Here is a 17901-nt window from a genome sequence, read left to right on the forward strand (position 1 = left end):
ACTCCCCTGCCTCGCTTTAGAGATGTCACTCTGTAAACAAGCTTATTCTGACTCGTCCCTTTTCATGCTATAATTATCGAATGCAGGAAGAAGGAAAGGGTGTTTTATATGTCTTTTGATGGCATGTTTACATACGGAATGACACATGAATTAAACAGCCGGATCGCCGGAGGACGGATCACGAGAGTCCATCAGCCTTTTAAGCACGATGTGATATTCCATATCCGCGCCAACGGAAAAAACCACAAATTATTATTGTCGGCGCATCCGAGCTATTCACGGGTGCACATGACAAACCAGGCCTATGAAAATCCGAGCGAGCCGCCGATGTTTTGTATGCTGCTCAGAAAGCATATAGAAGGCGGATTTATTGAGAAAATAGAACAGGCCGGATTAGACCGGATTATGATATTCCGCATAAAAAGCAGAAATGAAATCGGCGACGAAACCGTCAGAACGCTGTATGTTGAAATTATGGGACGGCACAGCAATATTATTCTGACTGACGGAGAAGGAGCCATCATCGACGGGCTGAAACATTTATCTCCGTCGATGAACAGCTACCGGACCGTTCTGCCGGGCTATGATTACAAGCTTCCTCCCGCTCAGGAAAAAATTTCGCCGCTTGCCGCGGATGAAGAGGACGTTTTGCGTTATCTCAGTTTTCAGGAAGGACGGCTTGACCAGCAGATCGTCAGACATTTTTCCGGTGTTTCTCCGCTGTTTGCAAAAGAAGCCGTGCACAGAGCAGGTCTCGCTAACAAAATAACGCTGCCGAAGACGCTGCTTGAAATGTTCCATGCCGTGAAAGATTGCAGGTTTACACCGAACATTACGACAGCCGGCGGAAAGGAATACTTTTATCTCCTGTCTCTCACACATGTAAACGGAGAGGAGCGCACCTTTCACTCACTGAGTGAGCTGTTGGACCGGTTTTATTTCGGCAAAGCGGAACGCGACCGCGTCAAACAGCAGGCGCAGGATCTCGAGCGGTTTGTCGCAAATGAACGGAAAAAGAACGCCAATAAGATAAAAAAGCTGGAAAAGACGCTCGACTACTCAGAGAATGCGAAGGAATTCCAGCTATACGGCGAACTGCTGACGGCGAATTTGTATATGCTGAAAAAAGGTGACAAAGAAGCGGAAGTCATCAATTATTATGATGAAGAAAGTAAGACGGTGACCATTCCTTTAAATCCGAACAAAACACCGTCAGAAAACGCGCAGATGTATTTTACAAAGTATCAAAAGGCGAAGAATTCCGTCGAGGTGGTAAAAGAACAGATCCGTCTGGCCGAGGAGGAAATCGCTTATTTCGATCAGCTGATCCAGCAGCTCTCCTCCGCCTCCACAAAGGATATTCACGAAATAAGGGAAGAGCTTGTGGAAGGCAAATATCTGCGGCCGAAACAGCAGAGAGGACAGAAAAAACAGAAGCAGCACGTTCCTGTTTTGGAGCAATATGAATCTTCACGGGGATTGACGATTCTTGTCGGCAAAAACAATAAACAAAATGAGTACTTAACGACAAAAGCTGCCGCAAGGGATGATTTATGGTTCCACACGAAAGACATTCCGGGTTCCCACGTTGTGATTAAAAGCAGCGATCCGGATGAACAATCCATACTGGAGGCCGCTGCGATCGCCGCTTATTTTTCCAAAGCGAAAGATTCCGGCTCCGTTCCGGTTGATTATACAAAAATCAGACACGTGAAAAAGCCAAACGGCGCAAAGCCCGGATTTGTCACCTATGACAGCCAGCATACCGTATTTGTCACACCTGATGCCGACCTTGTCATACGGCTGAAAAAATAAACGCACCTCCAAGCTGAAACCCGCGCTCAGCTTGAGGTGTTTTTTATTACGTATAAACAGAGACGAAGCTCTCCCAGCCGTCAGAACCGATCTTTACAGTATCTGATCAGTTTCCCGTCATGTCTGCCTGATCCGCCGGGCCGTCTGTGATTAAAACGGTCACGCCTGATTTGGCGGCGGATACTTTCACCTTCCCTCGCCGAACCTGAGCACATCCGGGCGGGTCTCTGACCTTTCCTTTGTATGCGGGCGGAATTCAGGGGGCATCGGGATCACATACATATTCCGCATCACTTCGCAATCCTGACCGCTTGTCGGCATATACCATTCAAACTGACCGCTTTCGTTTTGAATTTTTCACATTCGGCGGACTGTCAGGACAGTATAAAAAACACCCTGCCTGATGACAGACAAGGTGTTTTTTATGGTCTTCTTCTTTTCTCAAATAATCGATCCACTTCTTCAGCCAAATCAGCAGTAATGAGAGGCTTTATGTCCTCAGCCAGTCTTTTCGTATGTGCCGGGCTTGCGCCGCTTGTTGATACGGATACTTGAATGCGCCCTTTGCGGATGATCTTCGGCATATACACGCTGCCCCGTTCAGCCTCGCTTACACAATTGACCAGCTGCGTTTCAGAAGCGCCCGCGGCTATCTCCCGATTCACGCTGCGGTCATTTGTCGCGGCAATGATGAAAAAAGCGGGCGCGAGATCCTTCATTTCAATTTTACGGGAAACCCAGCGGATACGTCCTTCATCTGCCAGCTGTTTAATTTCAGGCAGGGCATCGGGACTGATTACAGTAATATCCGCGCCTTCCGGAAGCACTGTTTTGAGCCTTCTTAAGGCAACATTGCCTCCGCCCGCGATGATAATTCTTTTTCCGCTTAAATTAATGTGCAGAGGCAGCATACTGTCCCCCCTTAAAATCAAACTGACCGCCGGGGTTTCGGACAGCTTCTGTCACACGGTTCAAAAACGCCTGCTTAATATGCGGGTGAAAACCTAAGTATGAAGCGAGATGAACATTTTGATTGATCGTTTGAAGCTTTTGAACTTCCCGTTCAATCTCGGTCATTAAAAGCCCGGTAAACAGAAGATATGGAACGATAAAAACGGGTGCTCCGTCATCCTCTTCAAGGCCGGCAAACACTTCTTTATAGTGCGGGTCACATGCTGTTAAAAAACAAGGGATGACTTCTTTAACAGGTGTAATCGCCTCAAGTTTTCCGGCAATCTCACTGACTGCGTTTTTAACGGCCGGATCTGTGCTTCCTCTTCCGATCAGCACCACTTTCGCCTGCTCAATGGGCACTCCGGTATCTTCAATGCGATGATGGACCGCTTTTACGACTTCATCGTCCACTCCGATCGGAACACCATATGTCACTTTTATACCGGGATGCAGGGCCGCCGCACGGTCGATTTCAGCCGGAATGTCATGTTTTGCGTGGGCAGCGGTCAACAGCAGCAAAGGCACGGCCGCAATATGAGTGGCGCCTTGTCTGACACAAGCTTCAAATCCCGCTTCAATAGACGGTTCCTGCAGTTCTAAAAAACAGATTTCCTGAATGGGAGCGTCAGCGTGCGGCATGCATCCTTTTAAAAACGCCGCCGACTCTGTCTGCGCTTTTTTCAGCCTGCTTCCGTGCCCGATGTATAAAATCGCCTGCTTCATTTACAACGCCTCGCTCAAATCCGGATTTTTCTGTTCAGATGCATACCAGTCCAGTTTGCAGTGATAATTGACGACATCACCGATAACAATTAAGCTCGGGTTTTTGATTTCTTCTTTTATCACTGTATCTGAAAGCGTGCCGACGGTGCAGACGACTGTTTTTTGCCTGTCCGTCGTTCCCCAATGAATAAAGGCTGCCGGAGTGCCGCCGTCTCTGCCGTTTTCCAGCAGCATTCTTTCAATCTGCCGGATATTTTTAATTCCCATATAAATCACCAGCGTATCAATGCCCGTCGCCAGCGCTTTCCATTTTTCTTCAAAGTCGTCTTCTTGTTTATAATGCCCCGTAACGAATGCAACATTGGAGCTCGCCTCTCTGTGCGTCACCGGAATGCCGGCATAAGCAGCAGCCGCGATTCCTGATGTAATGCCGGGAACGATCTCAAACGGAATGGCGTTTTGTGCGAGAGCCTCCGCTTCTTCGCCTCCGCGGCCGAAAACAAACGGGTCGCCCCCCTTGAGCCTTACAACGGTTTTCCCCTTTTTCGCATACTTCACAAGGAAACGGTTGATCGTATCCTGTTTCATAATGTGAAAATCCGGGAGCTTGCCGCAGTAAATCAGATCCGCTTCTTCGCCGGCATATTGTAAAATCTCTTTGTTTACCAATCTGTCATATAATATAACGTCCGCTTTCTGTATGGCTTTCATTGCCTTCACCGTTAATAAGTCCGGATCTCCCGGACCGGCTCCAACGATAAATACTTTCCCCATAGCATGTCTCCCCGATCCGTTTTGAAATCTTCCCAGAACAGCCGCGAGGCCGCACTTCAGCTATTTTACCATATCCCGCCATTGCGGGGGATATCCGGCTGATTGCGCGGCCTTTTTGGACCTATTATGCTAAGCTGTTTTTCACAAAGTCAACCAGTCTTCCGGTGCATTCTTCACGTTCAAATTTGCCTGAATCAAGTACGAGCTCAGGCGCTTTCGGCTCTTCATACGGTGAGTCGATCCCCGTAAAGAACGGAATTTCACCATTTCTTGCTTTTTTATATAAACCTTTCGGATCGCGCTTTTCACATATATCGAGGTCGCATTTCACGTAGATTTCATTAAATTCGCCCTCTGCCACAAGCTCTCTCACCTGATCTCTGTCCTCACGGAAGGGAGAAATAAAAGCCGTGATGACGATGGTTCCCTGCTGAACGAAAAGCTTCGCCACTTCCCCGATGCGGCGTATATTTTCCTTGCGGTCATCATCGGAAAAACCTAAGTCCTTGTTTAAGCCGTGGCGGATGTTATCACCATCAAGCACAATGACTTGATAGCCCTGTTCAAACAACTCGCGCGCTGCGGCGTTTGCAATTGTGGATTTCCCTGAACCGCTTAAGCCCGTCAACCAGAGGATAGAGCTTTTATGCTTGTTTTTCTGCTGGTATTCTTCTTTCGTTATTGAGGCTTCATGCCATACGATATCACGATTTGTCACTCTATTTTCCTCCTTAAGAAACGCCTGCTTCTTCTTTCGTTTTCAGCCCTTTAATCAACACCTCGACAACTTCAGGACGGCTGAATTCCGCCGGCGGCATGACGCCGCTTCGCAGCATTTCTCTGACCTTTGTTCCTGACAGAATGACGTGGTCTTCTCTGTCATGAGGGCATGTTTTGGCCGTTCCCATGTTGCCGCATTTCTGGCAGAAGAAGCTGTGCTCGAATTTCATCGGTGTAATCCCGAGTTCATCCGCTGTAAATTGATCAAACAGCTCTTGCGCTTCATATGTGCCGTAGTAATCACCGACGCCGGCATGATCGCGGCCGACAATAAAATGCGTGCAGCCGTAGTTTTTGCGGACAAGCGCGTGGAAAATGGCTTCTCTCGGCCCCGCATACCGCATAGCCGCCAAAAACACGCCGAGGAAAACGCGGTCTTTCGGATAATAATGATCGAGAAGCACTTGGTAGCTTTCCATTCTGACATCCGCCGGAATGTCATCTGATTTTGTTTCACCGACGAGCGGGTTCAAAAACAGGCCGTCAACCGTCTCAAGCGCGGTTTTTTGGATATATTCGTGGGCGCGGTGGACCGGATTTCTCGTTTGGAAACCGACGATGGTTTTCCAGCCCTTTTCTTCGAAGCTTCGTCTTGTATCGGCAGGTTCAAATGTAAACTCAGGAAACTGCTTTGACGCTTTTTTAATTAATGTGATCGGCCCGCCGACATACGTATCGCCGCGTGAAAATAATTTTTTCACGCCCGGATGCGCGGCATCATCGGTTTTATATACGTGAACGGCTTCTTTTTGTTTATCCGGCGTATAAATATCTTCGATGTCGACGACGCCGTATGTTTCTCCGCCGTAAGTCAGTTTCACCGTGTCGCCGACGGCAAGCTCAGCCGCTTTTTCTGAATCGACCGGAAGCGTGATCGGCAGGGACCAGACAACCCCTGATGCCAGACGCATATTTTCAACGACTGATACGTAATCTTTTTCTGTGAAAAATCCTTCAATCGGGCTGTACCCCCCGATCCCGATCAGCTCTAAATCAGCGAACGAAATCAAATCAAGCTCAATTTCTTTGTGGACGGATGTAAGATCATACTGCTCATTCACCCGATTAATTAATGTTCCTCCGTGCGGTGCTAAACTCATAATACATGATTCCTCCCAGTTAACAGATAAATAAACTCAGATTAATAGTTAAATGCCCCCGCCTTGTTCATGGACAGAGCGTTTCTCTTTTCGGATGGCTTTCATCAGACTGGCGGCTCCGCCAGCTGCCAAAAGCACGCTGGCCATCATAAAGATGGAATAGTAATCTCCTTTTAACAGCAGGGAGACAAGCAGATACGAAATCGACAGTGACAAAAACGGCGAAACGACCCAAACTTTGAGCATCGTTTTCACGACTTCTTTATGAAAAACGTTCGGCCCGTTTTTGGCCATTCCGATACCGATAATTGATGATGATGTGACTTGCGCCAATGGGACCGGCAGACCGAAGACGGAACTGATAATGACAAGCCCCGCGCCGGTTCCTGAAAGCAGTATGCCTTCTCCGGCTGAAAATCTCGTAATCTTTTTCCCGTTGGTTTCAAGCACTTTACGTCCTAAAAGCAGAGCGCCGAGAGCGACAAAGATGCCTCCGTACAGCGTTCCTTTTGACACGCTGAGTACGCCCGCAGCCACCAAAGGGCCCACCGCATTTGCGACATTGTTCATTCCGGCTGAAAAAGCTTCCCAAAACCCCGCAAAAAGCAGCACAATCCCTAAAATCTTCTGTTTCCGTTTCGAAATGACTCGAATATTCAGAGAACTGAATACCTTCGATACGAGAAAGGTGAAACAGAACGCGACGAACGGTACGAGCACCCAAAAAATCACGATGACCAAAAGATGCTGTAAAAACAATACTTTGTACGCGACGCCGACACCGACAATCGCCCCGACAGTGACCTCACTCGTCGACAGCGGAATGCCGAGCACATTCGCCGTGAATAACGATAGCGCCGCCGCTCCGATTATAATGCAGACAATGGTGAGCGTAATGGTTTGTTCGGGAATGATTCCGCCGCTGATCGTCTTAACGACTTCACCGCCGCCGATAACCGCCCCTGACAGGACTCCGGCCGCGCAGATGATCAGCGCATACGTTTTCTTTTTAACGGCGCCGGACCCGTAAGCGACTCCCATTGATGCCGCGGCTCCGCTGGCTCCGATATTCATGGCAAAAAACAGGCAGAATAAAATAGCGGCTAATTCCATCGGGCAGCTCCTTTATTCATGCAGTCCGCATTCGGTTTTCGCCATGCCGTTCCATCTGCCGCTCCGCAAATCTTCCGCGGTAAACGCAGGTGAAGTGCACGGTTCACAGCCGATGCTCGGATACCCCTGATCATGGAGGATATTGTAATCCAGCTCATGCTTGGAAGTATATCTCCAGATGTCTTTCCATGTCCAATGGATCAGCGGGCATACTTTAATCGATTGAAACTTGTCGTCTTTATTCAGGAAATTCGTATTCGCCCGGCTCGGCCCTTGATCCCGGCGAAGGCCGGACAGCCATGCCGGATGCCCTGCGAGTGCTTCTCTTAACGGCAGAATTTTTCTGATGTAGCAGCACTGGTTCGGTTCTCTTTCCCACAGTTTATCTCCGTGAGCCTCGGCCTGTTCCTCAAGAGTAAGGCTGGGCTTTTTCAGGATAATGTTCAGCCCCGGGTAACGTTCTTTCACTTTTTCGATCGTTTCATATGTTTCTTTAAAGTGAAGACCCGTATCGAGAAACACGATTTCCGCGTCTTTCTTTACTTTAGAAATTAAATCGATCAGGACGATGCCCTCAATCCCGAAGCTGCACGCGTAAACAAGCTGGTCTCCGTAGTGGCCGTATGCCCATTTTAAAACGGACAGCGCGCCTTTATAGGAATCGTCTTCCGGAAATGTAATCGCCGGCTCTTCCCATGTGTCATACGTTAGCATTTTTTCTTTCCTCCTCCCGGAGACAATCAAACAGCTGTTGTTCTCTGCCGGTTGTCTTATCCCTCAATCTTTTTTTATATAAAAAACTTTCAATCCAGCGGAATGAAAGACAGTGACCCGGTATAGCCCTTATCTTCAAAATGCTGTGCATTTTTCTGGATGCGGCACCTTGCAATACACGCAGGTTGCCGGGCGTCATCGGTCCAGTCCCTCAGCCGCTCTTGATAAGCTTTTTAGATTTGTACTAAATTTTAGCACAATTCTAACAGAAGTCAACCCGAGTTTTTTGATAGGAATAATAAAACAGGCCCTGAGGCCTGTTTTTATTGTCATTATTTTTTAAACCAATCTTTTGACTCGGGATTCAGTTTCCATGATTTCAGTTTTTCAATGTCAGCTGAATGAATCGTTCCGTTTTCAAGCGCGACTTCAATCAGCGTGTCATAATCGGTTAACGAGTAATAAGGAAGACCCGCTTTTTTAAAGGCTTCTTTTGCTTTCGGCAGTCCGTATGTAAAAATGGAAATGACGCCGAGGACTTCCGCGCCCTCTCTTTGAAGGGCCGCCGCAGCTTCAAGCACGCTGCCTCCGGTAGAAATCAAGTCTTCAATCACGACTGTTTTTTGTCCTTTCTTAATGGCGCCTTCTATTTGATTTCCTTTGCCGTGCACTTTCGGTTTGCTTCTGACGTAGCACATCGGCGCGCCTGTACGGTCTGCGAGAAGCACAGCATGCGGAATGCCCGCCGTTGCAGTGCCCGCGATCATCTCCGCCTCGGGGAAATGCTCCTTCAGCAGTTTGCCGAGCCCGTCCGCCACATCATTTCTCACTTTTGGATACGACAATGTCAGACGGTTGTCACAATAGATCGGTGATAAAATGCCGCTCGCCCACGTAAACGGCTCATTCGGACGTAAAAAGACAGCTTCAATGTGTAATAGATGTTTTGCGATAGCCTGTTTCATCGGCGAACGCCCTCCCATTCCAGTTTAATTGCTTCATATGCTTTAACGGGGTTTTCCGCTTTTGTAATTGAGCGGCCCACGACGATGGCTGACGAACCGTTTTCTTTCGCAAATGACGGAGTCGCCGTCCGGACTTGATCGTCAGCTGCGTCACTGGCCGTGCGGATGCCCGGCGTGACTGTCAGAAATGAAGGCCGGACCGCTTCATAAATGGCTTTTGTTTCATGGACCGAACATACCACTCCGTCCAGCCCGCACTCTTCCGCCATTTTGCCGTAGTGCACAACCGTTTCTAACAGCGGCTTTTGCAGCAGAAGCTCTTCCTTCGCCACCTGCTCTGAAGTGCTGGTCAGCTGAGTCACCGCGATTAAAGACGGACGTTTTCTGCCTGCCGGCGTGCCTTCTTCAAGCCCCTCAAGGGCCGCGCGCATCATGCGTGCGCCCCCTGCCGCATGCACATTGACGAGATCAACGCCGAGGCGGGCCAGCCGCTTCATCGCTTTATTGACCGTAGTCGGGATATCATGAAGCTTTAAATCTAAAAATATATCACAGTTCCGTTCTTTTAATTGGTGAATGATGGCGGGGCCTTCCTGATAAAAAAGTTCCATCCCCGTTTTGACAAAAAGCCTTTCCTTTTCAAACAAGTCTAAAAACGTTAAAGTCTCTTCCCCTGATGCAAAATCAAGCGCGATGATGGGCAGGTTGTTTTTCATGTTTCCAGCTCCTTCCGATGCATTCACTTACAGATTGAAAGCCGTGTTGGCGCAGCACACGGGGGAGCTGTTCTATGATTTCCGGGCAGACGAACGGATTGACGAAGTTTGCCGTGCCGACGGCAACCGCACTCGCTCCCGCAAGAAGAAATTCTAATGCATCCTCTGCGGTCTGAACGCCGCCCATCCCGATAATCGGAATTTGAACGGCCTGGCTGACTTCGTATACCATCCGGATGGCGACCGGTTTGATCGCCGGGCCTGACAGTCCGCCCGTTTTATTTGCTAAAATCGGCCGTCCGGTCTTGAGGTCGAGCCTCATCCCGATGAGTGTATTAATCATCGTCAGACCGTCAGCACCGGCCGCTTCAATCGCTTTGGCAATTTCGGTTATGTTTGCGACATTAGGCGAAAGCTTCACATACACAGGCACTGCGGAAACTTCTTTCACCGCTTTTGTCAGTTCGGCCGCCATGACGGGATCAGTACCAAAAGCAATCCCCCCCGTTTTGACATTCGGACATGAAATGTTAAGCTCAAGCGCATGCACATTCGGCGCTTGGCTGATGTGCTCGGCCACTTCTTTATAGTCGTCCACCTGAGAACCGGCGACATTTGCGATAATCGGCGTGTCAAATTGTTCGAGCCAAGGCAGCTCATGATTGAGCACATGCTCAAGGCCGGGATTTTGCAGTCCGATGGCATTCAGCATTCCCGCGCTTGTCTCCGCCACTCTCGGTGTCGGATTTCCGAAGCGGGCTTCGTTCGTCGTTGCTTTAATCATAATGCCTCCGAGGCATGATAAATCGTAAAATCCGGCATATTCTTTCCCGAAACCGAAACATCCGGAAGCGGGGATGATCGGGTTTTTCAATTGGAGACCCGGCAGATTCACCTCTAACATTACAGCGCCACCTCCTCAGCTTTAAATACCGGCCCGTCAAGGCAGACCTTTACATAGGATGTATCGCTTTCACCCGTGCGGCACACGCAGGCGAAGCAGGCCCCGATGCCGCAGCCCATCCGCTCTTCCATCGAAAGATAAACCTCTTTATGGCCGTACTGCTGCTTCAGAGCTTTCAGCATCGGTGTCGGTCCGCAGCTTAGCAGGACATCGAATTCGAGCTGCTTTTCACGGATGATATCGGTGACAAACCCTTTCACTCCATATGTTCCGTCAGCCGTCGCCACATAAGTGTCTCCGTACGCACGGCATTCCTGTTCGTAAAAAACATCCTTTGCTGATTGAAATCCAAGCACATGAATGACGTTTACGCCTTTTTCCGTCAGGCGCTTTGACAGTTCCTGCAAAGGCGGAACCCCCACTCCGCCTCCGACTAACAGCGCGGTTTTGCCGGGTTCAATCCGCCGGACGGGAAATCCGTTGCCGAGAGGGCCGAGAACGTCTATTCTGCCGCCCTCTTTTTTCCCGGACAAAAGACGCGTTCCCTCACCGTCAGCTCTGTAGATAACGGATACTTCATCCGCGGCGAAATTAACGTCCGCAATGCTGAGCGGTCTTCTTAATAGCGGCGTGACCGCGTCACTCACCTTCAGATGAAGAAATTGACCCGGCTCGGTAAGGTGCCGGACAAGCTCTCCTTTCAGCACCATTTTATAAATCCGGTCGGCAATTTCTAAGTTGGATTGAACAGTCAAATGCGCTTTTTTCATATCGTGACTGCCGCCTTTTGATTGGTTTCGGATGCAGGCATATGATCCGCCCGGAATGTCATGCTTTCCAATACCCGCAAAATGGCTTCGGCCGTATCTAAAGATGTCAGGCAGGCGACTCCGTTCTCAACAGATTCGCGGCGGATTCTGAAGCCGTCTCTGGCCGGCTGTTTGCCCTTTGTCAGCGTATTGATGACAAATTGCGCTTCGCCGTTTCTGATCACATCGAGCAGATTTTTCCCTTCTTCGCCGATTTTCCCGACGACTTGAGCCGGAATCTGAGCGTCTTTCAAATAAGCCGCCGTTCCTGCCGTCGCCAAGATTTTATAGCCGATGGCGTGGAACCGCTTGGCGATCAGCAGTCCTTCTTCTTTATCTTTATCAGCAACGGTCAACAGCACTGAGCCGTAGTTCGGGATTTGAATGCCAGAGGCAATCAGCGCTTTATAGAGCGCTTTTTCCAAGGTTGAATCTTTGCCCATGACCTCTCCCGTCGACTTCATTTCAGGGCCTAACGTAATATCCACTCTTCTCAGCTTCGCGAATGAGAAGACAGGCGCTTTCACGAATACCCCCTGCTGTTCTGGCTGCAGCCCCTCTTGATAGCCGAAATCAGCAAGCTTTTGGCCGAGAATGACCTTTGTCGCCAGATTCGCCATCGGAATCTTAGTGATTTTGCTTAAGAACGGCACGGTTCTGCTTGACCGCGGATTTACCTCAAGCACATACACCTCACCTTGCGACAGTACGAACTGGATGTTCAGCAATCCGATGATGTTAAGGCCTTTTGCCAAGGCTACAGTGTATTGTTCGATTTTTTTCTTAATGTCTCCGCTTAAAGACTGAGGCGGATAGACGGCGATTGAATCCCCTGAATGGACGCCGGCCCGCTCGATATGCTCCATAATCCCCGGAATAACGACTGTTTCGCCGTCGGATACGGCATCGACTTCGATTTCTTTCCCCGTCAGATAACGGTCGATTAACACCGGGTGCTGCGGGTTGATTTTGACCGCATTTTTCATATAGTGAAGCAGCTCTTCTTCGTGATAGACGATTTCCATCGCCCGGCCGCCGAGCACATACGAAGGGCGGACAAGTACCGGATAGCCGATGGATGCAGCGATTTTGACCGCTTCGTTCACCGACACGGCGGTTTTTCCGAGCGGCTGCGGCACATTCAGCGCCTCAAGCGCCTGCTCGAACTTATCCCGGTCTTCCGCACGGTCTAAATCTTCAAGTGATGTACCGAGAATTTTGACGCCGCGGGCGCTCAATTCTTCCGCAAGGTTGATCGCCGTCTGGCCGCCGAATTGGACAACAACGCCTTCCGGCTGTTCCAAATCGATGATGTGCATGACATCTTCTACCGTCAGCGGTTCAAAATACAGTTTGTCTGATATGCTGAAATCAGTGGACACCGTCTCAGGGTTGTTGTTGATAATAATCGCTTCATAGCCTGCCTGCTTGATGGCCCAGACAGAATGAACGGTCGCATAGTCAAATTCGACGCCCTGTCCGATGCGGATCGGGCCGGAGCCGAGGACGACGACGCTTTTTCTTGATGTTACCTCAGACTCGTTTTCTTCCTCATATGTGCTGTAGAAATACGGGGTTTCTGATTCGAATTCCGCCGCGCATGTATCCACCATTTTATATACAGGCTTGATGGCTGCTTCTTTTCGCATTTGATACAGCTCTTGTTCCGGCATATTCCATTCCCGGCTGATATATTTGTCGGAGAAACCGAGTTCCTTCGCTGTCTGCAGGACGGCGAGGCTGCCTTTTTCCGCTTTCAGCTCGGTTTCAAAAGCGACCAGCTTACAGAGCTTGTGCAAAAAGAATACGTCAATTGCGGAAAACTCATGAAGCTGCTCCACTGTGTAGCCTCTTCTGAACGCTTCTGCGAGATAAAACAGCCGTTCATCTCCGGCCTTTCTGATCCGTTTTTCCAAAAGCCCGTCAGAAATCTCTTCCGCATCCTTCAGTTCCAGGTGATAGACATCGGCTTCCAGTGAGCGGACCGCCTTTAACAGCGATTCTTCAAGGGTGCGTCCGATGGCCATGACCTCTCCGGTGGCTTTCATTTGCGTCCCGAGCCTGCGGTTTGCCGACTCAAATTTGTCGAACGGCCAGCGCGGGATTTTAGAAACGACATAGTCAAGCGCGGGCTCAAAAGCCGCATATGTTTTTCCCGTTACGGGGTTCATCATTTCATCAAGAGAAAGCCCGACTGCGATTTTCGCCGCAAGCTTTGCGATCGGGTAACCCGTCGCTTTTGAAGCGAGGGCGGATGAGCGGCTCACCCGCGGATTCACTTCGATAATGTAATATTGGAAGCTGTCGGGATCGAGCGCGAGCTGAACATTACAGCCGCCTTCAATGCCGAGCGCGCGGATCAGCTTTAATGAAACATTGCGCAAAAGCTGATATTCCCGGTCGCTCAAAGTCTGGCTCGGGGCAACGACGATGCTGTCGCCCGTATGGATGCCGACCGGATCGATATTTTCCATGTTGCAGACGACGATCGCGTGATCTCTGCTGTCTCTCATGACTTCATATTCGATCTCTTTGTAACCGGCGATGCTTTTTTCCAGAAGGCACTGATGGACGGGACTGAGCTTTAATCCGTTTTCGACGATCTCTTTCAGTTCCGCTTCATTCGAGCAGATGCCGCCGCCCGTTCCGCCTAATGTGTAAGCGGGGCGCACGATAACCGGAAACCCGATCCGGCCGACAAATTCCTCGGCTTCCTGTAAAGTGCGGATGATCTCACTTTCCGGCACCGGTTCATTCAGCTCATTCATCAGCGTACGGAATAAGTCGCGGTCTTCCGCCTGCTGGATGGCGGACAGCTTTGTGCCGAGCACTTCCACTCCGCATTCCTCAAGAACCCCGAGTTCAGACAGCTCGACGGCAAGATTCAGTCCGGTCTGTCCTCCCAGAGTCGGCAGGATGGCGTCCGGCCGTTCTTTTCTGATAATACGCGTGAGAAACTCCGGCGTCAGCGGTTCTATGTATACCCGATCAGCCATTTCCGTATCCGTCATAATCGTTGCCGGATTCGAGTTGACGAGAATGACTTCATAGCCTTCTTCCTTTAAAGCGAGACACGCCTGTGTGCCCGCATAATCAAATTCCGCCGCCTGTCCGATAATAATCGGGCCTGATCCGATCACTAAAATCTTTTTAATATCTACGCGTTTTGGCATACCGCTTCCCCTTCTTTCTCAGTTGTTTCGATCAAGTCAATGAATCTGTCAAATAAGTGATTGGCGTCTTCCGGTCCCGGTGAAGCTTCAGGGTGGTACTGAACCGTAAATGCCGGCAATGTTTTATGCTTGAGTCCTTCGATCGTTTGATCATTGATCGCAATGTGCGTCACTTCAAGCTCTGTCTCATCTATTGAAGAAACCGTATATCCGTGGTTTTGGGCTGTTAAAGCGACTTTCCCTGTCGCAAGCTCTTTAACCGGATGATTGGAACCCCTGTGTCCGAATTTCATTTTTTCCGTTTCCGCTCCCGATGCCAGCGCAAATAATTGATGGCCGAGACAGATTCCGAATAACGGCACCTTCCCGAGTATGCCTTTTATCATTTCAATGGCTTCCGGCACATCTTTCGGATCTCCGGGTCCGTTAGAAAGCATGATGCCGTCCGGCTTGAGCTGAAGCACTTCTTCCGCCGTTACATTGTACGGTACAACGATGACATCGCATTTTCTTTTGTTTAACTCTCTTAAGATGCCGTGCTTCATACCGAAATCGACGAGCACGATGCGTTTGCCGCGGCCCGGACTCGGATATGCCGTTTTCGCCGATACTTGAGCGACTTGATTTCTCGGCAGTTCCGTTTCTTTCAGCCTTGCAAGAACCTCTCCGACATTCTCCTCACTTGAAGCAAACGTTCCTTTTAATGCCCCGGCCGTGCGGATCATTCTGGTGAGTTTTCGCGTGTCGATCCCTTGTAAGCCGGGGATATTTTTCATTTTCAGATACTCGTCAAGCGTGTAAGCCGAGCGCCAGTTGGAAGGCAGCTCGCACAGTTCTTTTACGATCAGCCCTTTTACAAAAGGAGTGATAGATTCAAAGTCATCTCTGTTAATTCCGTAGTTGCCGATCAGAGGATACGTCAGCGTCACGATCTGCCCGCAGTAAGACGGGTCTGATAAAATTTCCTGATAACCGGTCATTCCCGTGTTGAATACGACTTCACCTGCGGTATGCTCCAAGCTCCCGAATGCTTCACCCTCAAATACCGCTCCATTTTCCAGCACTAGTCTTCTTTTCATTTGACGAGTCTCCCTTCTTCATATGCAAGCTTACCGGCAGCCATCGTTGCAACAGGCCAGCCGAAGCACTTCATCTTGTTGAATGGCGTATTTTTTCCTTTAGATAAAAATGTATCTTTGTCAATGGCCGCTTCTTTTTCCAGATCAATCAGGGTGATGTCAGCCGGCGCCCCCGGTGCAAGCGTTCCGTACGGAAGACCGAATGCCTCGCAAGGTTTTACCGTTATGAAATCAACCAGCTGCTTCAGCGTCCACGCCCCGTTTTTCACAAAATGTGTGTACAGAAGGGGAAAGGCAGTTTCTAACCCGACAATACCGAAAGGCGCAAGCTTCATGTCCGTGTTTTTCTCTTCTTCTGTATGCGGCGCATGGTCAGTGGCGATGAAATCAATCGTGCCGTCTAAAAGCCCTTCGATCAGCGCCTCTCTGTCCTCTTTGCTGCGAAGCGGCGGATTCATCTTAAAATTGGTATCAAGTCCCGGGATATCTTCGTCACAAAGCAGCAGGTGGTGCGGCGATACTTCCGCCGTCACGCGGATTCCCGCTTTTTTTGCGTCTCTTACGGCTCTGACGGATTCTTTCGTGCTGATATGACACACGTGGTAATGGCAGCCCGCCGCTTCCGCCAGCAGGACGTCACGGGCAATATGTACCGCTTCACAAATGGAAGGTATGCCGTTCAGGCCGTTCGCTTTTGAAAAAGATCCTTCATGCACGCTTCCGCCGTAAATAAGCGAGTTATCCTCACAATGAGCGACAATCGCTTTATTTATTGAAGCCGCCCGTTTCATGGCTTCATACATCATTCCGGCCGTCTGAACGCCGACGCCGTCATCGGTGAAGGCGAATGCGCCCGCTTCATGAAGCGCCTCAAAATCTGTCATTTCTTCCCCGGTTTGTCTGATCGTAATCGATGCGTAAGGAAGGACCCTGACAGATGAGGTTTCTTTGATCCTGTTTTGCAGCCATTCCATCTGCTCTTTCGTATCCGGCACGGGCCTTGTATTCGGCATGGCGGCGACTGTGGTAAAACCGCCGCGCGCCGCGGCTTTAGAGCCCGTCTCAATGGTTTCTTTTTTCTCCCCGCCCGGTTCTCTGAAGTGGACATGAAGGTCTACGAGCCCAGGTGAAACGAACAGTCCCTCAGCGTCGATCACCGTTTCTCCGTCTTTCGCTGTCAGAAGCCCGGTTTCCGAAATGAATTCACCCGTTACCCGGATATCCTGTACCGCTTTTTCTCCCTGTTCATTTAATATCCAGCCGTTTTTAATGAGATAAGACATAAGCCGCTTCTCCCCTTTTCACATTGGTTTGCAGTGCTCTTTTTAAGACTGCCATTCTGATATACACACCATTTTCCATTTGTTTAAAGATTCTTGATTTTCCGCATTCCACTAATGTTGTGTCAATTTCGACTCCTCTGTTCACCGGTGCGGGATGCATGATGATGGCATGCCGCTTCATGCTCTCCGCCCGCTTTGCGGTCAGCCCGTATGCTTCCAGGTAGCCTTTTTGGTCGGCTTCTGTCTGATGCCTTTCATTTTGGATGCGGAGCAGCATGACGACATCTGAAGCTTGTATGGCTTCATCCGTCTGAACACAGGTGCCGAAGGCGTTTTTCTCATCCTGCCACTGCGGCGGCCCGGAAAACAGCACACGTGCGCCGAGCCTTGTCAGCACCTCGGCATTTGACCTTGCCACCCTGCTGTGTTTGATATCGCCATGAATGGAAACCGTCAGGCCCTGAAAGGTCTCAAATTCCTCTTGAATCGTCATTAAATCGAGCAATGACTGAGTCGGGTGCTGGCCGCAGCCGTCGCCGGCGTTTAAGATCGGAATATTGACTCTGCCGGTCAGATCTTTGTAATATTCATCCGTGCTGTGCCTGATGACGCAGGCATCCGCTCCGATTGATTCCAGTGTTTTGACCGTGTCGTATAAGGACTCGCCTTTTTGAACGCTTGTGCTCGTGCCGTCTAAGCTGAGCACGTTCATCCCGAGTTTCTTTTCCGCCACTTCAAAGCTGAACCGCGTTCTCGTGCTCGGTTCAAAAAACAGATTCGCAACGAATTTTCCCGCGAGATCGGGACGGACTGCACCCTCTTTTATCGCTTTTGCCTCTCGCAGCAGTTCTGTAATTTCAGCCGCGCTCAGTTCAGACATCGCCGTTAAATGATTCATGTTTTTTCTCCTCCGTTTCCGCTTGAAGGCCGTAAAAAACACCCCGGTCTATAGACTCGGGGTGCGGTTAAAGAGAGAAGAGCCGTACAGCTTCTTCCCGT

16 protein-coding genes and 1 riboswitch are annotated in these 17901 nt (G+C 49.8%); of the genes, 1 reads left to right on the top strand and 15 read right to left on the bottom strand.

Annotated elements, in window-relative coordinates:
• Window positions 1-108: 108 nt before the first annotated feature.
• Window positions 109-1815, top strand: coding sequence for an Rqc2 family fibronectin-binding protein (locus tag ACWJJ4_RS16275; protein ID WP_146283538.1), 1707 nt, complete (start codon window positions 109-111; stop codon window positions 1813-1815).
• Window positions 1816-2237: 422 nt separating this feature from the next.
• On the opposite strand, the gene ACWJJ4_RS16280 is transcribed toward ACWJJ4_RS16275, so the two are convergent.
• The 15 genes from ACWJJ4_RS16280 to ACWJJ4_RS16350 all read right to left on the bottom strand — a co-directional run bounded on the left by ACWJJ4_RS16280 (window position 2238) and on the right by ACWJJ4_RS16350 (window position 17800).
• Window positions 2238-2726, bottom strand: coding sequence for a precorrin-2 dehydrogenase/sirohydrochlorin ferrochelatase family protein (locus tag ACWJJ4_RS16280; RefSeq protein ID WP_156735063.1), 489 nt, complete (start codon window positions 2724-2726; stop codon window positions 2238-2240).
• Complete coding sequence (locus tag ACWJJ4_RS16285) at window positions 2707-3492, bottom strand: sirohydrochlorin chelatase (RefSeq protein WP_171463503.1); 786 nt, start codon at window positions 3490-3492, stop codon at window positions 2707-2709. Before ACWJJ4_RS16285 ends, ACWJJ4_RS16280 begins: the two co-directional genes overlap by 20 nt.
• On the bottom strand, window positions 3493-4266 hold the full coding sequence (cobA, locus tag ACWJJ4_RS16290) for a uroporphyrinogen-III C-methyltransferase (protein ID WP_070081802.1): 774 nt from the start codon (window positions 4264-4266) through the stop codon (window positions 3493-3495).
• A 124-nt stretch (window positions 4267-4390) separates the two neighbouring features.
• Entirely contained in the window at window positions 4391-4984 is a 594-nt protein-coding gene (gene cysC, locus ACWJJ4_RS16295; protein ID WP_003154363.1) for an adenylyl-sulfate kinase, read from the bottom strand.
• Between the two features lie 13 nt (window positions 4985-4997).
• Window positions 4998-6146 carry a sulfate adenylyltransferase gene (gene sat, locus ACWJJ4_RS16300; protein WP_024085289.1) on the bottom strand — a complete coding sequence of 383 codons (1149 nt, stop codon included), beginning with the start codon at window positions 6144-6146 and terminating at the stop codon, window positions 4998-5000.
• Window positions 6147-6194: 48 nt separating this feature from the next.
• On the bottom strand, window positions 6195-7259 hold the full coding sequence (locus ACWJJ4_RS16305; protein WP_003154367.1) for an inorganic phosphate transporter: 1065 nt from the start codon (window positions 7257-7259) through the stop codon (window positions 6195-6197).
• A 12-nt stretch (window positions 7260-7271) separates the two neighbouring features.
• The gene (locus ACWJJ4_RS16310; protein ID WP_003154369.1) at window positions 7272-7973 is read right to left on the bottom strand and encodes a phosphoadenylyl-sulfate reductase; all 702 of its coding nucleotides are present in this window, start codon (window positions 7971-7973) and stop codon (window positions 7272-7274) included.
• A 126-nt stretch (window positions 7974-8099) separates the two neighbouring features.
• A riboswitch (SAM riboswitch) is annotated at window positions 8100-8204 on the bottom strand.
• Between the two features lie 101 nt (window positions 8205-8305).
• Window positions 8306-8938, bottom strand: a complete 633-nt coding sequence (pyrE, locus tag ACWJJ4_RS16315; protein ID WP_454021810.1) for an orotate phosphoribosyltransferase — start codon at window positions 8936-8938, stop codon at window positions 8306-8308.
• Window positions 8935-9654 carry an orotidine-5'-phosphate decarboxylase gene (gene pyrF / locus ACWJJ4_RS16320; protein ID WP_102422461.1) on the bottom strand — a complete coding sequence of 240 codons (720 nt, stop codon included), beginning with the start codon at window positions 9652-9654 and terminating at the stop codon, window positions 8935-8937. Before pyrF ends, pyrE begins: the two co-directional genes overlap by 4 nt.
• Window positions 9623-10558: a dihydroorotate dehydrogenase gene (locus ACWJJ4_RS16325; RefSeq protein WP_003154377.1), complete on the bottom strand. Its 936-nt coding sequence runs from the start codon at window positions 10556-10558 to the stop codon at window positions 9623-9625. Before ACWJJ4_RS16325 ends, pyrF begins: the two co-directional genes overlap by 32 nt.
• Window positions 10558-11328, bottom strand: coding sequence for a dihydroorotate dehydrogenase electron transfer subunit (locus tag ACWJJ4_RS16330; protein WP_102422460.1), 771 nt, complete (start codon window positions 11326-11328; stop codon window positions 10558-10560). The genes ACWJJ4_RS16325 and ACWJJ4_RS16330 overlap by 1 nt, the downstream gene beginning before the upstream one ends.
• Window positions 11325-14540 carry a carbamoyl-phosphate synthase (glutamine-hydrolyzing) large subunit gene (carB, locus tag ACWJJ4_RS16335; protein WP_107994398.1) on the bottom strand — a complete coding sequence of 1072 codons (3216 nt, stop codon included), beginning with the start codon at window positions 14538-14540 and terminating at the stop codon, window positions 11325-11327. Before carB ends, ACWJJ4_RS16330 begins: the two co-directional genes overlap by 4 nt.
• Window positions 14525-15619 (bottom strand): carbamoyl phosphate synthase small subunit, encoded by a 1095-nt coding sequence (locus ACWJJ4_RS16340; protein ID WP_007409730.1) that lies wholly within the window; start codon window positions 15617-15619, stop codon window positions 14525-14527. Before ACWJJ4_RS16340 ends, carB begins: the two co-directional genes overlap by 16 nt.
• Window positions 15616-16902, bottom strand: coding sequence for a dihydroorotase (locus ACWJJ4_RS16345; protein ID WP_367069894.1), 1287 nt, complete (start codon window positions 16900-16902; stop codon window positions 15616-15618). The genes ACWJJ4_RS16340 and ACWJJ4_RS16345 overlap by 4 nt, the downstream gene beginning before the upstream one ends.
• Window positions 16886-17800 carry an aspartate carbamoyltransferase catalytic subunit gene (locus tag ACWJJ4_RS16350; RefSeq protein ID WP_070081798.1) on the bottom strand — a complete coding sequence of 305 codons (915 nt, stop codon included), beginning with the start codon at window positions 17798-17800 and terminating at the stop codon, window positions 16886-16888. The genes ACWJJ4_RS16345 and ACWJJ4_RS16350 overlap by 17 nt, the downstream gene beginning before the upstream one ends.
• Between the last annotated feature and the right edge of the window lie 101 nt (window positions 17801-17901).

Source organism: Bacillus sp. JK62, assembly GCF_053663455.1.